Origin of the sequence: Amphritea sp. (assembly GCF_050300915.1) — a bacterium.
Taxonomy (GTDB): Bacteria; Pseudomonadota; Gammaproteobacteria; order Pseudomonadales; family Balneatricaceae; genus Amphritea.
Genome location: NZ_JBNKYN010000025.1, coordinates 1 through 17,468, shown reverse-complemented (window position 1 = coordinate 17,468; position 17,468 = coordinate 1). Strand labels below are relative to the sequence as shown.

General features: G+C 52.1%; 16 protein-coding genes, 1 tRNA gene and 1 pseudogene. 13 read left to right on the top strand and 5 right to left on the bottom strand.

The genetic code is table 11. The features are described from left to right. Position 1 precedes the first annotated feature (1 nt). Positions 2-901 carry a LysR family transcriptional regulator gene (locus ACQY8X_RS08745; protein ID WP_428034760.1) on the top strand — a complete coding sequence of 300 codons (900 nt, stop codon included), beginning with the start codon at positions 2-4 and terminating at the stop codon, positions 899-901. 80 nt (positions 902-981) lie between these two features. Continuing rightward, the gene (locus ACQY8X_RS08740) at positions 982-1,179 is read left to right on the top strand and encodes a putative motility protein (RefSeq protein ID WP_428034759.1); all 198 of its coding nucleotides are present in this window, start codon (positions 982-984) and stop codon (positions 1,177-1,179) included. A gap of 111 nt (positions 1,180-1,290) precedes the next feature. On the opposite strand, the gene ACQY8X_RS08735 is transcribed toward ACQY8X_RS08740, so the two are convergent. Both ACQY8X_RS08735 and ACQY8X_RS08730 read right to left on the bottom strand, forming a co-directional pair. Next, the gene (locus ACQY8X_RS08735) at positions 1,291-4,500 is read right to left on the bottom strand and encodes an EAL domain-containing protein (protein WP_428034758.1); all 3,210 of its coding nucleotides are present in this window, start codon (positions 4,498-4,500) and stop codon (positions 1,291-1,293) included. Further along, on the bottom strand, positions 4,497-5,510 hold the full coding sequence (locus ACQY8X_RS08730) for a cytochrome-c peroxidase (protein WP_428034757.1): 1,014 nt from the start codon (positions 5,508-5,510) through the stop codon (positions 4,497-4,499). Before ACQY8X_RS08730 ends, ACQY8X_RS08735 begins: the two co-directional genes overlap by 4 nt. A 106-nt stretch (positions 5,511-5,616) precedes the next feature. Here ACQY8X_RS08730 and ACQY8X_RS08725 point away from each other — a divergent pair, with 106 nt between their 5' ends. Next, positions 5,617-5,748 (top strand): hypothetical protein, encoded by a 132-nt coding sequence (locus ACQY8X_RS08725; protein ID WP_428034756.1) that lies wholly within the window; start codon positions 5,617-5,619, stop codon positions 5,746-5,748. On the opposite strand, the gene ACQY8X_RS08720 is transcribed toward ACQY8X_RS08725, so the two are convergent. From ACQY8X_RS08720 to ACQY8X_RS08710, 3 genes are read right to left on the bottom strand one after another with little or no spacing between them, the layout of a single operon-like run. Next, positions 5,745-6,416, bottom strand: a complete 672-nt coding sequence (locus ACQY8X_RS08720) for a LutC/YkgG family protein (RefSeq protein ID WP_428034755.1) — start codon at positions 6,414-6,416, stop codon at positions 5,745-5,747. The two genes, ACQY8X_RS08725 and ACQY8X_RS08720, sit on opposite strands and share 4 nt — an antisense overlap. Further along, the gene (locus tag ACQY8X_RS08715) at positions 6,413-7,831 is read right to left on the bottom strand and encodes a LutB/LldF family L-lactate oxidation iron-sulfur protein (RefSeq protein WP_428034754.1); all 1,419 of its coding nucleotides are present in this window, start codon (positions 7,829-7,831) and stop codon (positions 6,413-6,415) included. The genes ACQY8X_RS08720 and ACQY8X_RS08715 overlap by 4 nt, the downstream gene beginning before the upstream one ends. 11 nt (positions 7,832-7,842) lie before the next feature. Continuing rightward, positions 7,843-8,646: a (Fe-S)-binding protein gene (locus ACQY8X_RS08710; RefSeq protein ID WP_428034753.1), complete on the bottom strand. Its 804-nt coding sequence runs from the start codon at positions 8,644-8,646 to the stop codon at positions 7,843-7,845. A gap of 210 nt (positions 8,647-8,856) precedes the next feature. Here ACQY8X_RS08710 and ACQY8X_RS08705 point away from each other — a divergent pair, with 210 nt between their 5' ends. From ACQY8X_RS08705 to ACQY8X_RS08660, 10 genes and pseudogenes are all read left to right on the top strand, one after another. Then, positions 8,857-9,552 carry a FadR/GntR family transcriptional regulator gene (locus tag ACQY8X_RS08705; RefSeq protein ID WP_428034752.1) on the top strand — a complete coding sequence of 232 codons (696 nt, stop codon included), beginning with the start codon at positions 8,857-8,859 and terminating at the stop codon, positions 9,550-9,552. A 181-nt stretch (positions 9,553-9,733) separates the two neighbouring features. Then, positions 9,734-11,651 (top strand): annotated as a pseudogene (gene thrS / locus ACQY8X_RS08700) (threonine--tRNA ligase). A gap of 7 nt (positions 11,652-11,658) precedes the next feature. Continuing rightward, positions 11,659-12,216 carry a translation initiation factor IF-3 gene (gene infC, locus ACQY8X_RS08695; protein WP_428034793.1) on the top strand — a complete coding sequence of 186 codons (558 nt, stop codon included), beginning with the start codon at positions 11,659-11,661 and terminating at the stop codon, positions 12,214-12,216. 103 nt (positions 12,217-12,319) lie between these two features. Beyond that, positions 12,320-12,514, top strand: coding sequence for a 50S ribosomal protein L35 (gene rpmI / locus ACQY8X_RS08690; protein ID WP_091357366.1), 195 nt, complete (start codon positions 12,320-12,322; stop codon positions 12,512-12,514). A gap of 40 nt (positions 12,515-12,554) precedes the next feature. Then, positions 12,555-12,908, top strand: a complete 354-nt coding sequence (gene rplT / locus ACQY8X_RS08685; protein WP_091357364.1) for a 50S ribosomal protein L20 — start codon at positions 12,555-12,557, stop codon at positions 12,906-12,908. Positions 12,909-12,995: 87 nt separating this feature from the next. Then, complete coding sequence (gene pheS / locus ACQY8X_RS08680; protein ID WP_428034751.1) at positions 12,996-13,979, top strand: phenylalanine--tRNA ligase subunit alpha; 984 nt, start codon at positions 12,996-12,998, stop codon at positions 13,977-13,979. A 72-nt stretch (positions 13,980-14,051) separates the two neighbouring features. Further along, positions 14,052-16,442: a phenylalanine--tRNA ligase subunit beta gene (gene pheT / locus ACQY8X_RS08675; RefSeq protein WP_428034750.1), complete on the top strand. Its 2,391-nt coding sequence runs from the start codon at positions 14,052-14,054 to the stop codon at positions 16,440-16,442. Between the two features lie 18 nt (positions 16,443-16,460). Beyond that, entirely contained in the window at positions 16,461-16,757 is a 297-nt protein-coding gene (gene ihfA / locus ACQY8X_RS08670; protein WP_091357359.1) for an integration host factor subunit alpha, read from the top strand. Next, positions 16,744-17,106, top strand: a complete 363-nt coding sequence (locus ACQY8X_RS08665) for a MerR family transcriptional regulator (protein WP_428034749.1) — start codon at positions 16,744-16,746, stop codon at positions 17,104-17,106. Before ihfA ends, ACQY8X_RS08665 begins: the two co-directional genes overlap by 14 nt. A 90-nt stretch (positions 17,107-17,196) precedes the next feature. After that, positions 17,197-17,273: transfer RNA gene (locus ACQY8X_RS08660), tRNA-Pro, on the top strand. Positions 17,274-17,468: the final 195 nt, after the last annotated feature.

Below are 17,468 nucleotides of genomic sequence, written 5' to 3'. Positions count from 1 at the left end.
TATGGACTACTCTATGGCCGAGATCCGCGCCTTTAACGCGACGCTGCAGGCGGGCAATTTTACCCGGGCAGCCGATCTGCTGCAGGTGAGCCAGCCCGCCATTACGGCCCAGATCCGCAAGCTGGAATCGCGTTTTACGGCACCACTGCTGGAACGGTTGAGTAAAGGGGTCCGGGCAACCGATCTGGGATATCAGCTGTATCAGATCACCCGTCAGTATCATGATCTGGAAGCGGCGATTGAGGTGCTGTCTAATCCAACACTCAGCCCCGGGAAGATGACCCTGCAGGTTGCCAATGCCTCTTCGATCATCTTTATGCCGCTGATTGCGGAGTTTAGTCGCCGGTTTCCGCTGACGACCCTGAAAATAAAGTCGGTGACCACTTCCGAGTGCCGGGCACTGGTGCTGAATCGTGATGTCGATATTGGTCTGTTCCCGCTGCTGGATGAGAACAGCGAGCTGTCCCGGCTGGCATTTTCCTCGCACCGGCTGGTGGCGGTGCTGCGGCCGGATCATCCGTTGGCACAGAAGAGTTCGCTGTCGGTGAGCGAACTGGCGGCTGAACCGCTGATTGTCTACAAACCGGAAGCCTGTACCCAACAGTTACTGGAAGAACTGTTTGGCCGTCATCAGCTGACGGTATCCGGCAATGTGGTCGTCGATGGTCGCCTGGATATGTCCGAAGCGGTGGGCCATGGATTGGGGGTGGGGTTTGCGTTGGAACAGGATATTCGTCCTGATCCCCGTTTAACTGTGTTGCCGATTATCGAGGCGACAGATGAGGTGATTGAGCATGTGGTGTGGATGAAAAATCGCCGCAGCCTCCCTGGAATACGTGACTTTATTCAGTTGGCATTAGAGCAGCGTTGTGGCGCATTGTCGGAGGTGAGTGAGTTATAAAAAGTCCAGTTTTTGTTTGATTTATTATTCAAGTTTCCAGACTGCTGCCGATATCCTTTACATCGCGTAGGAGTATTACGATGGAAATAACCGCAGCTTCCGCTTCAGCATATCAGCAGGCTTCGTTACAGAACGACGTTGCCCTGGCTGTTGCTGGCAAAGTAAAAGACAATATTGAACTGCAAGGGGCAATGGCTCTGCAACTGCTGGAAAGTGCAGCGATCACTGCCGTCGATCCGACGTCCTCACTGGGGCAGAATATCGACATCATGGCGTGAGCAGAGGTTTTACGTCGCGGTGCATTAGCCGCGCCTGACACTTAATAAAAACCGCCGACACTGGCGGTTTTTTATCGTTCTACCCTCTGTTTGCTGCTGTTAACCGCTGCGTCAGATTTCATAGTCAGAGGGTATCAATGCTGGGAATGAAGATTCTATCTGTTGGATAACTGCAGGCAGTTGTTCTGCTGTGACCGGCTTGCTGAGCAGGAAACCCTGAATATTGGCACAGTTAAGCTCATGCAGATATTGCAGTTGTTCGAGTGTTTCTACCCCTTCAGCGATCAGCTCCAGATTAAGACTAGTAGACATCGCAATTATCGCGCTGACCAGTGACGCATCCTCCTTGTTATCGGGCAGGTCGCGGACAAAGGCGCGGTCTATTTTTAGTTTGTCGATAGGAAACTGCTTGAGATAGCTGAGTGATGAATAACCGGTGCCAAAGTCATCAATCGCCAGCTGAGCCCCCAGCGCTTTAAACTGGTTAAGCCAGGTCACCGCTTCATCAGAGCTGTCGAGAAACATGCTTTCGGTGATCTCAAATACCAGTTTGCCCGGGTCCGCCCCTGCCTGCCTGATAATCTTTTCTGCCACCTGGGCATTGAATCCCAGATGACGCTGATTGCTGGAGACATTCACCGACATCCGCAGATCATCAATCCCCTGTTCGTGCCACTGCTGTAGTTGTTCACAACTGCGTTGCAATACCCATAGCCCGATCGGCTGTATCAGGCCGGTTTCCTCGGCCAGTGGAATAAACTCCCCCGGCCCCGTGAGGCCTTTGTCGGGTTGATGCCAGCGAATCAGTGCTTCCACTGCGATCACTTTACGCTGATTCAGGTTGCAGATTGGCTGGTAATAGAGCTCAAACTCATTGCGTTCCAATGCCAGTCGCAGGGCTTGTTCAATGTCGGTCTTATTCTTCACATGTTCACGCATCTCGGCGTTGAAGAACTGGTATTGATTACGGCCTTTGTCTTTCGCCAGGTACATCGCCATATCCGCATTACGCAGCATTGACTCACCACTGCTGGCATCAGTTGGATAGCAGGAGATACCAACACTGGCACCGATATACAGTGATCGCCCCGCCAGTTGGAACGGCGGAATGAGCACCTCAATCACCCGTTGTGCGGTTTGCGCTGCATCTTTGGGGGCAGCGATATCCTCCAGGACGATCACGAACTCATCACCACCGAAACGGGTCAGCAGGTCGGTATCGCGGATCACTGATGCCAGCCGCAGGCTAACCTGTTGTAACATCTCATCCCCGACCGAATGCCCGAGGGTATCGTTTACCGCTTTGAAACGGTCGAGATCGATAAACAGCAGGGCACAGCTATGGCCGTTGTGATCGCACAGTTGCTGGATGCGTGAGAGTTCCCGCTTGAGCATAATCCGGTTGGGCAGCGAGGTGAGGGCATCAAAGTTGGCCTGTTGACGAATTTTTTCTTCATCATTTTTCCGCTGGGTCATATCTGAGAACACGGCAACATACTGTTCTAACTGTCCGTCACTGTTTCTCACCGCCGCGATGGATAGCCACTGGGGGTACACCGATCCGTCACGGCGTTTATTCCACACCTCGCCAGACCAGCTACCCTCCTGTTCCAGTGTCAGCCACATCTCCTGATAAAATGTTTCTTTCTGTTTACCCGACTGAAATATCTGTGGTTTTTTTCCAATCACCTCTTCGGCCGTATAACCGGTAATGCGGGTGAACGCCGGGTTTACTGAGATGATCTGGGCGTCCGGCGTGGTGATGATGATGCCTTCATTCGTGGTTTCAAATACCGCAGCATTCATCCGTAGTTGCTCTTCGGTAGAGCGCCGCTCAGTAATATCTTCCTTGACGGCGACAAAGTGTGTGATCTCTCCCCGCAGGTCTCTTACCGCTGAAATGGTTGCCGATTCCCAGTATAACTGGCCATTCTTACGCCGGTTGAGAAAGGTGCCCTGCCAGGCCTTACCCGCGAGCATCTGTTGCCACATATCCTGATAGTTAACGGGCGATATATCGCCGGAACTGAACACACTGGGGCGTTTGCCGGTGACTTCCTCCAGCGTATAACCGCTGACCTGTTCTGCCTTCGGGTTGATATATTCAATGACACCGTTGGTGTCGGTAATTACCACGGCAGCCGGGCTCTGTTCCAGAGCGCGGGAGAGTTTACGCAGCTCCTGCTGGCCGCGACGGGCTTCGGTAATATCCACCCGCACCCAGACTTCACCGCCTTCGTTGGTGGGGCTATTGCTGCAAAGGTAGTAGTTACCATTGTCGATCTGCTGAACCAGTCGCAGGTCGGAGTTGTTGTCTTGCAGATATTTACACTTTGCGTCAATCGCTTGCTGCAGGGTTTCTTTATGAACGCCGGGTTTTAGCAGCTCACCGATCCAGGGGTAGTAGCTGCAAAAATTGCGATTGCTGAGGATGAGCCGGTTATCAGCATCAAACAGGGCAAAGGCCTCGCGGATGTTATCCACCCCATCTTTCAGGCGTAAGCGAACCTGTTCGGTCTGTTGGTGGGAGCGGATTAAGCGCAGGTATAGAAAGGTGAGCAACAGTATCAGTACCGTGGTTAACCCGATCAGCACCGAGTTGAAATACTCCGTTTGCTGGGCGACTTTAGTGCGGTAGTTCTGATAGCTGCTATAGAGCTGGTTGAACGCTGTTTTGTTCGGAATCTGTTTATATTCTGCCAGGAGCTGCGTCAGTTGGGTCTGAGCAATCAGGTTTGCGTGGATATGAAATATCAGATCGGTAACGCTGTCTGCACGGCTGTCAGCGAGTGCACTCAGCTGGTTTTTAATTTCCAGAGCGTCCAGGTCACTACGAAAAATATGGTATTGATACAATAGGTTAACGATCTGTTCGGCTCTGGGCAGACTGCTGCTCTGGCTTTCCTCAATCCGTTTGAGCAGCATGGGCATATAGTTCAAACCGTTACGGATAGTCGCTGCCAGAGTTTTAATCCGCTCTGTCAGCCGGGCTCGCTGATCCAGAGTCAGACGATACTGTTTAAGTTTGGCCCCCAGTTCGGCGGGCAGCTCTATAAAGAGCCTGGCTGTTTCCGGGTCGGTTTCCTGCATTTTCAGCTGTTTGGTAAGCTTGACGATCTCATCATAGTTTTGTTGTTGCATCGAGCTGATTAACAGAACTTCCAGATCAAGGGCGTTATCCAGCACCTGCAGTTGTAACAGAACCTCTGAGCGTTTCTGGCCGGACTGATACTTCTCGTCATGCAGCAGATAAAACAGGCAGGCGAGCAGTATGATTGCAACTATTGAGGTGAGGTAGAGCCGTGCTTTGAACCAGATCATCGGTTCAGCTCCGGGTGCTCGCCGGCCAGAGATTCGATAAAGGCACTGATGGCGGCGATATGCTCATCCGGAATCTCCCGCCCTAGCTGAAAGCGCCCCATAATCCTGATGGCATCTTCCAGCCTGTTGACTGAGCCATCATGAAAATAAGGCGGGGTGCGTGAGGCCAGGCGCAGACTGGGAACCTTAAACAGGTAGCGGTCAGCGGCATCGCTGGTGGCGGTATAACGGCCCAGATCAGTATCGCTCAGAGGGGTTCCCCGTTCGCTGAAATAAACTGAAATGTCTTTGACTGCACCGAAATGGGCGTACATATTCCCCCCCACATTGGTGCCCTGATGGCAACTGATGCAACCATAGGATTTAAACAGCCGGTAGCCTTGTTTCTGTGTCTCGCTCAGGGCCGCTGCATCACCCTTCAACCAGCGATCAAATGGTGCATTCAGGGTTAATAACGAGCGTTCAAACTCGGTGATCGCATTGCGGATGTTATCTCCATTGATACCATCGCTATAGAGGTTGTCAAAGCGCTGCCTGATGGCCGCGTCCTGAGTTAAACGGCCGACGATCTCCTGCCAGTTGCTGTTCATCTCAACAGGGTTGTGTACCGGGCCATTCACCTGCTCTGACAGATCCGCAGCCCGGCCGTTCCAGAACTGGACAAAGTTAAGGCTGCTGTTATACACCGTAGGAGTATTGGCGCTACCCAGAGCGCCCTCTATACCGACGGACACGGGGGTGTCATCCGCTCCGCCGTTTTCCAGATTATGGCAACTGGCACAACTGATACTGTTGTCAGAGGATAGGCGAGGGTCATTAAACAGCGCTCTGCCCAGGCTGACTTTGTCCTGATTCAAGCCACTGGCAGGTTTGATCGGGATAATCGGCTCGGAACTCAGGTCTATGGCTAAGACCGGTGTACACAGCAGTAAAAGGGATAACACTGCTGAACGGCTGGTCATCTGTTGACGGGCCTCTTGTGCCCGATTGCACTGCTTAGTCGCCTGCACAAAGGCATTCCTGCGGTCTGAATTGGGTTATCGGTAATATGGCATTATTAGTACCGTATTTTTGGATATTTAACCATGATATCAGTACACAGACCGGTGTTTATGTATGATTTTTATGATGCGGGAGGGGCAGTGGTGTGGGATTTGTTACTGTGACCTGTTTTTTGGAACCCGTTCCTGGGCCGAAGAGGGTGAGGTGCTGACCGCTATCACGATCAGCCCCCTGGGTTTCAGTTAGTCATTAATCAGCAGAATAATCAGTTTTTTCGGGCCGTGTGCGCCCATCTGCAGCTTTTGTTCTATATCCGCACTGCGGGAGGGGCCGGTGATCATATTCACTGTACGTGGCATCGAGTCAGCGAACTTATCCCGCAGCTTTTTCCAGGCCTCTTCGTAAACGCCGACAATGGCTGAGCGAAATAGCACTACCAGATGATTGTCTGGCAGAAAGTTCAGGGTGGTCGGGCTTTGCTCGCCGGAGTGCAGCATCAGTGTTCCGGTTTCCGCGATACCGGCAAAGCTGAGCGTCAGGCTGGCGATATCACCCGCCTGCGCCACCCGCTCGATGCGGCTGATCTGCTGTTGCTCTAACGGGCTCCAGTCCAGTTGGCTAAGCTCGGTGTTGCTGGCGCTGATGAGCTGATTAAAGTGATGACCGGAGAGCCAGTCGGCACACGCCTGCGGAACCTGTTCGAGGCTGTCCAGCTCGATCAGTTCGGCTACCGCTTCGGTTGCCATCGCTTTAAACAGTTCAACCTGTTCAGTAAACGGCAGCTGCGCCCGGCCTGGAATCAGGTTGTTGGCTTTGGCCGCTAAGCGGTTGGCTACGGTTTGCTGGCGTTGGCTGTCATCCTGACTGCGGTTCAGTCCGCGACGGATATTGCTTAAAATGTCTGCACGGCTCATGGCTGTTCTCCCGCTTTTTGTTGCTCTTTCCAGGCCTGCATAAAGGTTTTGCCTTGGGGGGCGGGCATGTCACGCCAGTCGGTCCAGCCTCCGGCGAGGGGCAGTTTCTTTATCCGGCCATTTTTCCCGGCCCAGGTTTTCATCAGCCAGCTGGCCATACGGGTATAGGGTTTATACAGCGCCGGGCGCTTAGCCAGGAATGCCCAGCCCGCCAGACCATACCGTGCGGCCTTGGGTTGCAGGTGTTTCTCAAACTCATCTTCACGCCAGTGACGCATCAGTTTTGGCAGTGGGATTTTGACCGGACAGACCGATTCACACTTACCGCAGAAGGTAGAGGCATTGGGCAGCATGCCGCCCTTTTCGATACCGATCATCTGTGGCGTCAGTACCGACCCCATCGGGCCGGGGTAGACCCAGCCATAACTGTGACCGCCAACGGCACCATAAACCGGGCAGTGGTTCATGCAGGCAGAGCAGCGAATACAGCGCAGCATATCCTGAAATTCAGTGCCGACCATCTCACTGCGGCCGTTATCGACCAGTACTACATGGAAGTTTTCCGGGCCATCCTGATCGCCCTCCCGGCGGGGGCCGCTGGACAGGGTGTTGTACACCGAAAACTCCTGCCCCGTTGCTGACCGGGCCAGCAGACGTAGAAACAGGGTCATATCTTCCAGTGTCGGTACAACCTTTTCGATAGAGGTGACCACGATATGGGTTTTCGGCAGGGTCTGGGTGAGGTCACCGTTGCCCTCGTTGGTGACAATAATGGTGGAGCCGGTTTCCGCAACACAGAAATTGGCACCGGTAATACCGACATCGGCGGCGACAAATTTTTCCCGCAATACTTCCCGGGCTTCCTGCATCAGCACCGCCGGGTCCATTGATTTCGGCCGGTGGTGACTGGCATGGAACGCTTCAGAGACATCCTCCAGATTCAGGTGAATCGCCGGTGCAATAATATGGCTGGGGTGATCATGACGAAGCTGCAGGATATATTCACCGAGGTCGGTTTCGACCGGCTGAATGCCGTTGGCTTCGAGAAAATCGTTCAGGCCGATCTCCTCCGTTACCATCGATTTACCTTTGGTGACGGTCTTAGCGTCAACCTGTTGGCAGATATCGAGGATGATCTGGTTGGCATCGTCCGTGGTGCGCGCCCAGTGAACATGGCCGCCATTTTCGATCACTTTGGCTTCGAACTGCTCCAGATAGAGATCCAGATGTTCCATAATATGGTTTTTCAGATCACGGCCCTGATTTCTCAGTTCTTCAAACTCGGGCATCCGGCTGACAGCGATGGCGCGTTTTTCCGGAAAACCGGCTTTCAGATTGCCCAGTGCCTTTTGCAGGTTGGCGTCATGCAGCGCATCGTGGGCACGCTGTTTAAAGAACGGGGTATTAATTTGCATCGTCTCGCTCCTTAAAGCTGTTGGGCCAGGTCGTAATCGGCTTCGCCAATGGCGGGAATATCGGTCATGCCAGCCAGCACTTCGACAACGTGACGGGCTTCAACGGCTTTGCCTTCGCGCTTCAGTTTACCGGCCATATTCAGCAGGCAGCCCAGATCGCCCCCCAGCACTGTGTGGGCGCCAGTATTGCTGATGTAATCCGTTTTGTTGGACACCATACGGTTGGATATTTCCGGGTATTTGACACAGAAGGTGCCACCGAATCCACAGCAGGTCTCCGCCTCTTCCATCTCTTCGAGCTCAACCCCTTCAACCTGACTGAGCAGTTGGCGCGGTTGCTGTTTGATACCTAGCTGGCGCAAGCCGGAGCAGGAGTCGTGATAGGTGACCTTGTGATTAAACTGCAACTGTTTCAGTTGTTCTTGCAGGTTATCCATACCGATCACATCGAACAGAAATGAGGTGATCTCAAAGCTGCGGTTTTTCAGCTCCAGGGCGCGTTGGTAATAACGGTCTGCAGGATCGAACACTTCCGGGTAGTAGTGCAGCATACCGATACAGGAACCTGAAGGCCCGACGACATACTCATAACCATCAAAGGCGTCGATGGTCTGACGGGCGATCTCTGCTGTGGTTTTTTTATCACCTGAATTAAAGGCAGGTTGTCCGCAGCAGGTTTGCCGTTCAGGGACTTCAACCTGGCAACCGGCCTGTTCCAGTAGTTTTACGGTGGCGAACGCAACGGAGGGGCGAAACATATCCGCCAGGCAGGTTACAAACAGGCCGACACGGGGGCCGGAAGATCTATTGGGCATGTGCTTTACCGTAATTATCGTTATGAGCCAGGGGCTGATTTATATTTCTTATTAGCAGTGCTTAGTCAGTAGTGCTTAGCCTGTCGTGCTTATTAATTGCATTTTGCAGCGGTGCTAGCGCTTTGATGCTATGCAAGATAGTTAATCAATGGCAGGAAAGAAATGTTACACTGGCAACTGGTCTGACCAAGCAGCGTGAGTTTTTATCTGATGAGTGAAAATCTGAGCGAAAGTCTGTTGTGGCAGCTGAAAGAAGGTCTGTTCAACGGCGAGCTATTGCCCGGTGCAGAACTGCAGTCCCAACGACGTATGGCTGAATCCCAGGGAGTGTCCCGCTCGACGGTGCGTGAGGCGGTGGGACAACTGGAAGCTGAAGGGTATGTTGAGGTTCGTCACGGAGGCAAAACCCGGGTAAAGAACCTGTTGGAGCCATACTTTAATATGTCGGTGGGGCAGGGGGTGGCGCTGGGGGATAATCCTGAATTTCAGCGTCAGGTGCTGGATGTCAGGGCGATGCTGGAAGGTGAGGCTGCATTCTATGCCGCAACCCGTGCCACCGATGCACAACTACAGGCACTGGATGATGAATATCGGCAGATGCAACAACGTGGGCAGCGCGAAACCACCCTGGAAAAAGCTAAGGAGGATCTGCGGTTTCATATGATGATTGCCGAATCATCCCACCATCTGCTGGTGATATCCTTTAGTCAGCTCTTTTATACCCGTTTCTTTAATGCGATCTATGGCGTGCTGACCTGCACCCTGAAAAAGTATGGTCGTTATCCTGATGGTATCCGTGCTCAGCACAGTGCGATTCATCAGGCGATTATGGCCCGTAATGCCGGGGAGGCCCGCGCCGCTGCGGTTGAACATATCCTCTACACCCGGCGTCATCTGGATGACTGAACCGAGCCCCTTGATTTGCCCCGCAGATAGCCTGTCATGAAGGTGTATTGAAATAGCTTTATATTTCCCCTTCCGGTAGAATATGCGGTCGTTGTGCAGCTACCTGGTTTGTAGCCGCGCTTGAATTTTATAGTCTGGCCTGTGGTACTGGTCAGTACTTAACAGATAGTAGGAATAGACAATGCCTGTAATTACCCTTCCCGATGGCAGCAAACGCGAGTTTGCCAATGCCGTTACTGTATTTGATGTTGCCGCTGATATTGGCGCAGGTCTGGCCAAAGTCGCTCTGGCTGGCCGGGTAAATGGTGAGCTGGTGGATACCTCCCACGCCATTACCGAAGATGCTGATCTGGCCATTATTACGCCCCGTGATGAAGCGGGCCTGGAAGTGATTCGTCACTCCTGTGCTCACCTGATGGCGATGGCAGTACAGCAACTGTTTCCGACTGCTCAGGTTACCATTGGTCCGGTGATCGATGATGGCTTCTATTATGACTTTGCCTACGAGCGTCCGTTTACCCCTGACGATCTGCAGAAGATCGAAGCGAAGATGAAAGAGCTGGTAAAAGCCAACTATCCGGTGTCCCGTTCGCTGATGAGCCGTGATGAAGCGGTGGCGCTGTTCGAGGGTAAGGGGGAGAAGTATAAAGTTGAGCTGCTGGAAGCGATTCCGGCGGATCAGGACCTGTCATTCTACTCTCAGGGTGATTTTATCGACCTGTGTCGCGGCCCTCATGTGCCGTCTACCGGTCATATTAAAGTCATTCAAGCTGATGAAGCTGGCCGGTGCCTACTGGCGTGGTGACTCTAACAACGAGATGTTGCAGCGCATCTATGGTACTGCCTGGGGCGATAAAAATGACCTCAAAGAGTACCTGCACCGTCTGGAAGAGGCGGAAAAGCGCGATCACCGTAAGCTGGGTAAGCAGCTGAATCTGTTCCACCTGCAGGAAGAAGCACCGGGGATGGTGTTCTGGCATCCCGATGGCTGGACCCTGTATCAGGGGATCGAACAGTACATGCGCAAGAAATTGCGTAAGCATGGCTATGATGAGATTAAAACACCACAGGTGGTTGAACGTACCCTGTGGGAGAAGTCCGGGCACTGGGATAAATTCTCTGAAGAGATGTTTACCACTCACTCCGAGAACCGTGACTTTGCGATTAAACCGATGAACTGCCCCTGCCATGTGCAGGTGTTTAATCAGGGGCTGCGTTCCTACCGTGATCTGCCGCTGCGACTGGCTGAGTTCGGCTGCTGTCACCGGAATGAACCGTCCGGGGCGTTGCACGGGATTATGCGGGTGCGTGGTTTTGTTCAGGATGATGCGCATATCTTCTGTACCGAGAAGCAGATTCAATCTGAGGTCGCTGACTTTATAGATTTTCTGCACGAAGTGTACAGGGACTTCGGGTTTAATGAAGTGATCTATCGGCTTTCCACTCGCCCTGAAAACAGAGTCGGCAGTGATGAAGTGTGGGATAAGGCGGAGAAGGCTCTGGGCGATGCCCTGGATGCAGCCGGACTGGATTGGGATGAGCTACCTGGCGAAGGCGCTTTTTACGGGCCTAAAGTTGAGTTCTCTCTTAAAGACTGCCTGGGACGTGTATGGCAGTGCGGTACGATTCAGGTCGACTTCTCTATGCCGGGACGTCTGGGTGCACAGTTTGTTAATGAGTCGGGTGATCGCGAAACCCCGGTTATGCTTCATCGTGCAATTCTGGGGTCGTTTGAACGCTTTATCGGTATTCTGATTGAGAACTTTGCCGGCGCATTGCCGACCTGGTTAGCACCAAAACAGGTCGCGATTCTGAATATTACCGATAAACAGGCGGATTATTGCCGCGAACTTGAAGAAAAACTTACAGATCTTGGATTCTTTGCCTCTGCAGACTTGAGAAATGAGAAGATCGGCTTTAAAATCCGCGAGCACACAATTCACAAAGTTCCATATCTGCTGGTCGTAGGCGATAAGGAAGTAGAAACCGGCGCTGTGGCAGTTCGTACCCGCACCGGTGAAGATCTCGGCACATTGTCGATTGAAGAGTTTTGCGAGCATCTGAAGCAGGATGTTGCTCAGAAAGGCCGCAAAGAATAATTAATAGATTGGAGATACAGCTATCAAGCGAGATAACAGAAGAGGGCGTAATGAGCGGAATAAGCCGCCTATAAATGAGAATATCAGCGCCCGCGAGTGTCGGTTGATTGGTCCAGATGGAACACAGATAGGTGTAGTGCCTATTAAAGACGCCCTAGAGGCGGCACAAGAAGTTGGCCTTGACCTGGTCCAGATTTCTGATTCTGATCCTATCGTCTGTAAGGTGATGGATTACGGTAAGTTCCTTTACGAGAAGAAGAAAGAAGCGAATGCTGCGAAGAAGAAGCAAACGCAGATGCAGGTTAAGGAAATCAAATTCCGTCCTAATACGGAAGTAGGGGATTACCAGGTAAAACTACGCAACCTGGTACGTTTCCTTGAAGGTGGCGATAAGGTCAAGGTAACCTTACGGTTCCGTGGCCGTGAAATGGCACACCAGGAGTTAGGTATGCAGCTGTTAAACCGGATTGAAAAGGATCTGGAAGAGCTGGGTGCCGTTGAGCAGCGTCCGAAAATGGAAGGCCGCCAATTGATCATGGTCATAGCTCCGAAAAAGAAAAAGTAGTCTGACGTAAGCGTAAAACCCGTGCTGACTCACTGTGAGCCAAGTACGGGTTTTGTTGTTTATCCGGACGAAAGATAATTAACGAATGCGTGGGGATTTAGTAATGCCTAAAATGAAATCTTGCAGCGGTGCTGCGAAACGTTTTAAAAAGACTGCTAAAGGCTTTAAGCACAAACAGTCTTACACAAGCCACATCCTGACTAAGAAAACGACTAAGCGTAAGCGTCAGTTGCGTCCAATGCTGCAAGTTGCAGCTGCTGATCAGAAACTGATCCGCCGCATGCTGCCTTACATCTAAGTCGTAGTAACCACAAATTCTAAGTTAGGAAGAAAGAAATATGGCACGTGTAAAACGTGGTGTTATCGCACACCGTCGTCACAAGAAGATCCTGAAAAAAGCTAAAGGTTACTACGGCGCTCGTAGCCGTGTGTTCCGTGTAGCTAAACAGGCTGTAATTAAAGCAGGTCAGTATGCATACCGCGACCGTCGTCAGCGTAAGCGTCAGTTCCGCGCGCTGTGGATTGCTCGTATCAACGCAGCTGCCCGCATCAATGGTCTGTCCTACAGCCGCTTTATTGCTGGCCTGAAGAAAGCATCTATCGAAATCGATCGTAAGGTGCTGGCTGATCTGGCTGTTCACGAAGCAAATGTTTTTGCTGCTATCGTTGAAAAAGCTAAAGCTGCACTGTAAGACACCTTTACCTATAACAGGGTAATAACTGATCGTTTAATAGGGGAAGGGTGCAAACTCTTCCCCTATTTTTATCTGGAGCGGTAAATGGAAAACATTGGAATCCTGCTTGAGCAAGGCAAGCAGGCGGCAGAGCAGGCAACAAGCGCACAGGATCTCGATCAGGTGCGGGTTCAGTATCTGGGTAAGAAAGGTCATCTTACCCAGCTATTGAAAAGTCTGGGTTCACTGAGTGCCGAAGAACGCCCACAGGCGGGCGCGAAGATTAACGAAGCGAAACAGGCGCTGCAGGATGTGCTCAATGCACGTAAAGCAAACCTGGAATCTGCGGCACTGGAAGCAAAGCTGGCGGAAGAGACTATCGATGTCTCATTGCCGGGGCGTGGTCAGTCACTGGGCGGACTGCATCCGGTGACAAAAACCCTGCAGCGGATTGAGGAGTTCTTTGCCCGGGTGGGTTATTCCGTTGCGGAAGGTCCTGAGATCGAAGATGATTATCACAACTTTGAAGCGCTGAATATTCCTTCGCATCACCCGGCACGGGCGATGCACGATACCTTCTATTTCAATGCCAACACCCTGTTGCGCACCCACACCTCTGGTGTTCAGGTACGTACCATGGAGAGCCAGCAACCACCGATCCGGATTATCTGTCCGGGCCGTGTCTATCGCTGTGACTATGACCAGACCCACTCACCGATGTTCCATCAGGTGGAAGGGCTGATCGTTGATAAAGATATCAGCTTTGCTGACCTCAAGGGTACGCTGGAACAGTTCCTGCGTGAGTTCTTTGAGGAAGATGTCAAAGTACGTTTTCGTCCCTCTTACTTCCCGTTTACTGAACCTTCGATTGAAGTGGATATCGACCGTGGTGATGGTAAATGGCTGGAAGTGCTGGGGTGCGGCATCGTACATCCGAAAGTGTTTGAGTATTCCGGTATCGATCCCGAGCAGTACACCGGTTTTGCCTTCGGTATGGGGGTAGAGCGTCTGGCGATGCTACGGTATGGCGTTAATGACCTGCGCCTGTTCTTTGAAAACGATCTGCGTTTCCTTAGCCAGTTTAACTAATCAAACAGTTTGGCTGACCAGAAACGGATAACGTCGTTTAAAAGTAGTTAAGAATTTTCGGAAAACAGAATTATGAAATTCAGTGAAAAGTGGTTACGTGAACTGGTAGACCCTGCCACAGATACTCAGGGCATCGCGGATCAGATCACCATGGCCGGTCTTGAGGTTGATGAGATTGTACCGGTTGCTGGCCAGTTCAGCGGCGTGGTGGTGGGCGAGATTCTCTCTGCCGAGCCCCATCCCAATGCGGATAAACTGCAGGTATGTCAGGTCACCGATGGCAATGAAACCTTTCAGGTGGTTTGCGGTGCACCCAACGCCCGTGGTGGCCTGAAGACCGCCTTTGCTAAAGTCGGTGCCGTGCTGAGTGCGCCGGATGGCAGTGAATTTAAGATTAAGAAAGCCAAGCTGCGTCAGGTTGAATCTCACGGCATGCTCTGTGCCGATGATGAGCTGGGTATCTCGGATGATCATGCAGGCATTATGGAGTTGGCGGCCGATGCGCCCGTCGGCAGCTGTTTACGCGAATATCTGCAGCTTGATGATGCGATCATCGATGTAGATCTGACCCCTAACCGTGGCGACTGTCTGTCGATTACCGGTTTGGCCCGTGAAGTGGGCGTACTGAATAAAACGTCGGTAAGCTATGTGGAAGCTGACGTTGTGGTACCGACTATTGATGATGCCTTCCCGATCACTCTGGAGGATCCGGAAGGCTGTCCCCGTTATCTGGGGCGGGTGATCCGTAACGTGAATATGGCGGCTGAGACGCCGCTGTGGATGGTTGAAAAGCTGCGCCGTTGTGGTATTCGCTCGATTGATCCGGTGGTTGATGTCACCAACTACGTGTTGCTGGAACTGGGTCAGCCGATGCATGCCTTTGATCTGAACACCCTCAGTGGCGGTATTGTGGTGCGTAAGGCAACGGCCGGTGAAAAACTGACACTGCTGGATGGCAGCGAAGTTCAGCTGAACGACAACACTCTGGTGATTGCTGATCAGGAGAAAGCGGTCGCGATGGCCGGTATTTTCGGTGGTGAAGCGACCGGCGTAACGGCTGACACGAAAGATATCTTCCTTGAATGCGCCTATTTTAACCCGATTACCATTGCGGGCCGGGCTCGTTCCTATGGTCTGCATACCGATGCGTCTCACCGTTACGAGCGCGGCGTAGACTGGCAGTTACAGAGCAAAGCCACAGAGCGGGCAACCCGGTTGCTGTTAGATATCGTTGGTGGTGAAGCGGGTCCGGTGGTTGAAGCCGTGGCCCAAGAGAGTCTGCCTGCTGCGGCAACCGTGACTCTGCGTCAGAGTAAAGTGAATCAGGTGCTGGCATTTGCCATGCCGACAGCGGAGATCGAAGAGATTCTGACCCGTCTGGGGATGACACTGGAGCGCAGTGGCGACGACGAGTGGAACGTTAAGGTTCCCTCTTACCGTTTTGATATCAGTATCGAAATCGATCTGATCGAAGAGCTGGCACGGGTTTATGGCTACAACAACCTGCCGGTTAAAGTGCCGACTGCCGAACTGAATATGATCGCTAATGATGAGTCTAAAGTGACCATCAGAAGCGTTCGTTCACAGCTGGTTGGCCGGGGCTATCAGGAAGCGGTAACTTACAGCTTTATCGAGAAAGGCCTGGCGGCGCAGTTTGACGATAAGCATGAAGCGAAGGCGCTGGCAAATCCGATCTCTGCAGAGATGGCGGTAATGCGCACGACAATCTGGCCAGGGCTGGTTAAGGTGCTGCAATACAACCAGAATCGTCAACAGTCCCGTGTGCGTCTGTTTGAGAATGGTCAGCGTTTCCTGCCGCAAGGCGATCAGCTGATTCAGGAAAACGTGGTTGCCGGTCTGATCTGCGGTCCGCGTCAGTCTGAAGGCTGGAGTGCTGATTCCGCCTCTGTCGACTTCTATGACCTGAAAGGTGATGTTGAGTCACTGTTAGCCTTAGGTGGCTGTGCCGATCAGTTCAGCTTTGTGGCTGAACGCCATGTGGCACTGCATCCGGGGCAGTCCGCAGCGATTAAGCGCAATGGCGAAACCGTTGGCTATATGGGAGCGTTGCATCCTGAACTGGTTAAGAGTTTAGGTCTGAGCGGTCCTGTGTTCCTGTTTGAGATTATTCAGGCTGTCCTGCTGGACGGTGGCATGCCACGCTTCACCAGTTTGTCTAAGTTCCCGGAGAGCCGTCGTGACCTGGCGTTGCTGGTGGACGAGTCCGTTGCTTTCGCTGATATTCGTGCAATAGCACAGCAGCAGGGGGGAGAATTCCTCACCGCAGTGACGCTGTTTGACGTTTATCAGGGTAAAGGTGTCGAACCTGGTCAAAAAAGCATCGCTCTGGGCTTGACCTGGCAGCATCCTTCGCGCACTCTTAACGATGAAGAGATCAACGAAGTCATTGATTTTGTTGTGTCTGCACTGAAAAATACGTTTGGTGCTACATTAAGAGTTTAATCGACAGGGGTGATTCTGATGGGCTCTTTGACTAAAGCAGATATGGCTGAGCGCCTGTATGAAGATCTGGGGCTGAATAAACGGGAAGCAAAAGAGATGGTGGAAGCCTTCTTTGATGAGATCCGTATGAGCCTGGCTGAGAATGAACAGGTAAAGCTATCGGGTTTTGGCAACTTTGACCTGCGTGATAAACGTGAGCGTCCGGGGCGCAACCCTAAAACCGGAGAAGAGGTGCCGATCTCTGCGCGCAGAGTGGTGACCTTCCGTCCGGGGCAGAAACTGAAAGAACGTGTTGAGGCTTATGAAGGAGACTGATCTGGTCTCGGATGATCTGCCTGCTATACCCACAAAGCGCTACTTCACCATCGGTGAAGTAGCGCGTTTGTGTCAGCTCAAACCCCATGTACTGAGGTATTGGGAACAGGAGTTTGAGCAGATCAAACCGGTAAAGCGCAGCGGTCGCCGCTACTATCAGCGCCAGGATGTGCTGATTATTCGCCAGATCCAGGGGCTTCTCCATGAACAGGGCTATACCATCAGTGGTGCCCGGCAATGGCTGAGTGGTGACCAGGCGGTTGATGACACGGCCCGTTACAAGCAGTTGATTCGACAAACGATTACCGAGCTTGAAGATATTCGTAAGCTGCTGAAATCAGTGAAATAAAGTTGTAAGAAACTTCACAATAGCCCTTTTCAGAAGCCCATGGTTGGCGTAATATAGCCACCTCTTATCGAGACCTCGGTCTCACAGTGTCGGGATGTAGCGCAGCCTGGTAGCGCACTTGCATGGGGTGCAAGGGGTCGTGGGTTCAAATCCCGCTATCCCGACCAATTTATTTAGCTTAAAAGCCTGCTTACTGCGGGCTTTTTTGTGCCTGTTTTTTTCTCATTAAGTCGAGTTTTTCAAAGTCTGCTCTGTTCGATAGGCCAGGCCATTGATGCGGATATGGTGGCGAAGCTGCTCAATAAATCGAGTGGGTTTGTTGGGTATCTTGTGTTTAATGTCATCCATAACTGATTCTTTTT

Excerpts from the sequence above, each read along its gene's own strand:
- ACQY8X_RS08745 (WP_428034760.1), top strand. The coding sequence starts at position 2 with ATGGACTACTCTATGGCCGAGATCCGCGCCTTTAACGCGACGCTGCAG.
- ACQY8X_RS08740 (WP_428034759.1), top strand. The coding sequence starts at position 982 with ATGGAAATAACCGCAGCTTCCGCTTCAGCATATCAGCAGGCTTCGTTA.
- ACQY8X_RS08735 (WP_428034758.1), bottom strand. The coding sequence starts at position 4,500 with ATGATCTGGTTCAAAGCACGGCTCTACCTCACCTCAATAGTTGCAATC.
- ACQY8X_RS08725 (WP_428034756.1), top strand. The coding sequence starts at position 5,617 with ATGATTTTTATGATGCGGGAGGGGCAGTGGTGTGGGATTTGTTACTGT.
- ACQY8X_RS08720 (WP_428034755.1), bottom strand. The coding sequence starts at position 6,416 with ATGAGCCGTGCAGACATTTTAAGCAATATCCGTCGCGGACTGAACCGC.
- ACQY8X_RS08715 (WP_428034754.1), bottom strand. The coding sequence starts at position 7,831 with ATGCAAATTAATACCCCGTTCTTTAAACAGCGTGCCCACGATGCGCTG.
- ACQY8X_RS08710 (WP_428034753.1), bottom strand. The coding sequence starts at position 8,646 with ATGCCCAATAGATCTTCCGGCCCCCGTGTCGGCCTGTTTGTAACCTGC.
- ACQY8X_RS08705 (WP_428034752.1), top strand. The coding sequence starts at position 8,857 with ATGAGTGAAAATCTGAGCGAAAGTCTGTTGTGGCAGCTGAAAGAAGGT.
- rpmI (WP_091357366.1), top strand. The coding sequence starts at position 12,320 with ATGCCTAAAATGAAATCTTGCAGCGGTGCTGCGAAACGTTTTAAAAAG.
- rplT (WP_091357364.1), top strand. The coding sequence starts at position 12,555 with ATGGCACGTGTAAAACGTGGTGTTATCGCACACCGTCGTCACAAGAAG.
- pheS (WP_428034751.1), top strand. The coding sequence starts at position 12,996 with ATGGAAAACATTGGAATCCTGCTTGAGCAAGGCAAGCAGGCGGCAGAG.
- pheT (WP_428034750.1), top strand. The coding sequence starts at position 14,052 with ATGAAATTCAGTGAAAAGTGGTTACGTGAACTGGTAGACCCTGCCACA.
- ihfA (WP_091357359.1), top strand. The coding sequence starts at position 16,461 with ATGGGCTCTTTGACTAAAGCAGATATGGCTGAGCGCCTGTATGAAGAT.
- ACQY8X_RS08665 (WP_428034749.1), top strand. The coding sequence starts at position 16,744 with ATGAAGGAGACTGATCTGGTCTCGGATGATCTGCCTGCTATACCCACA.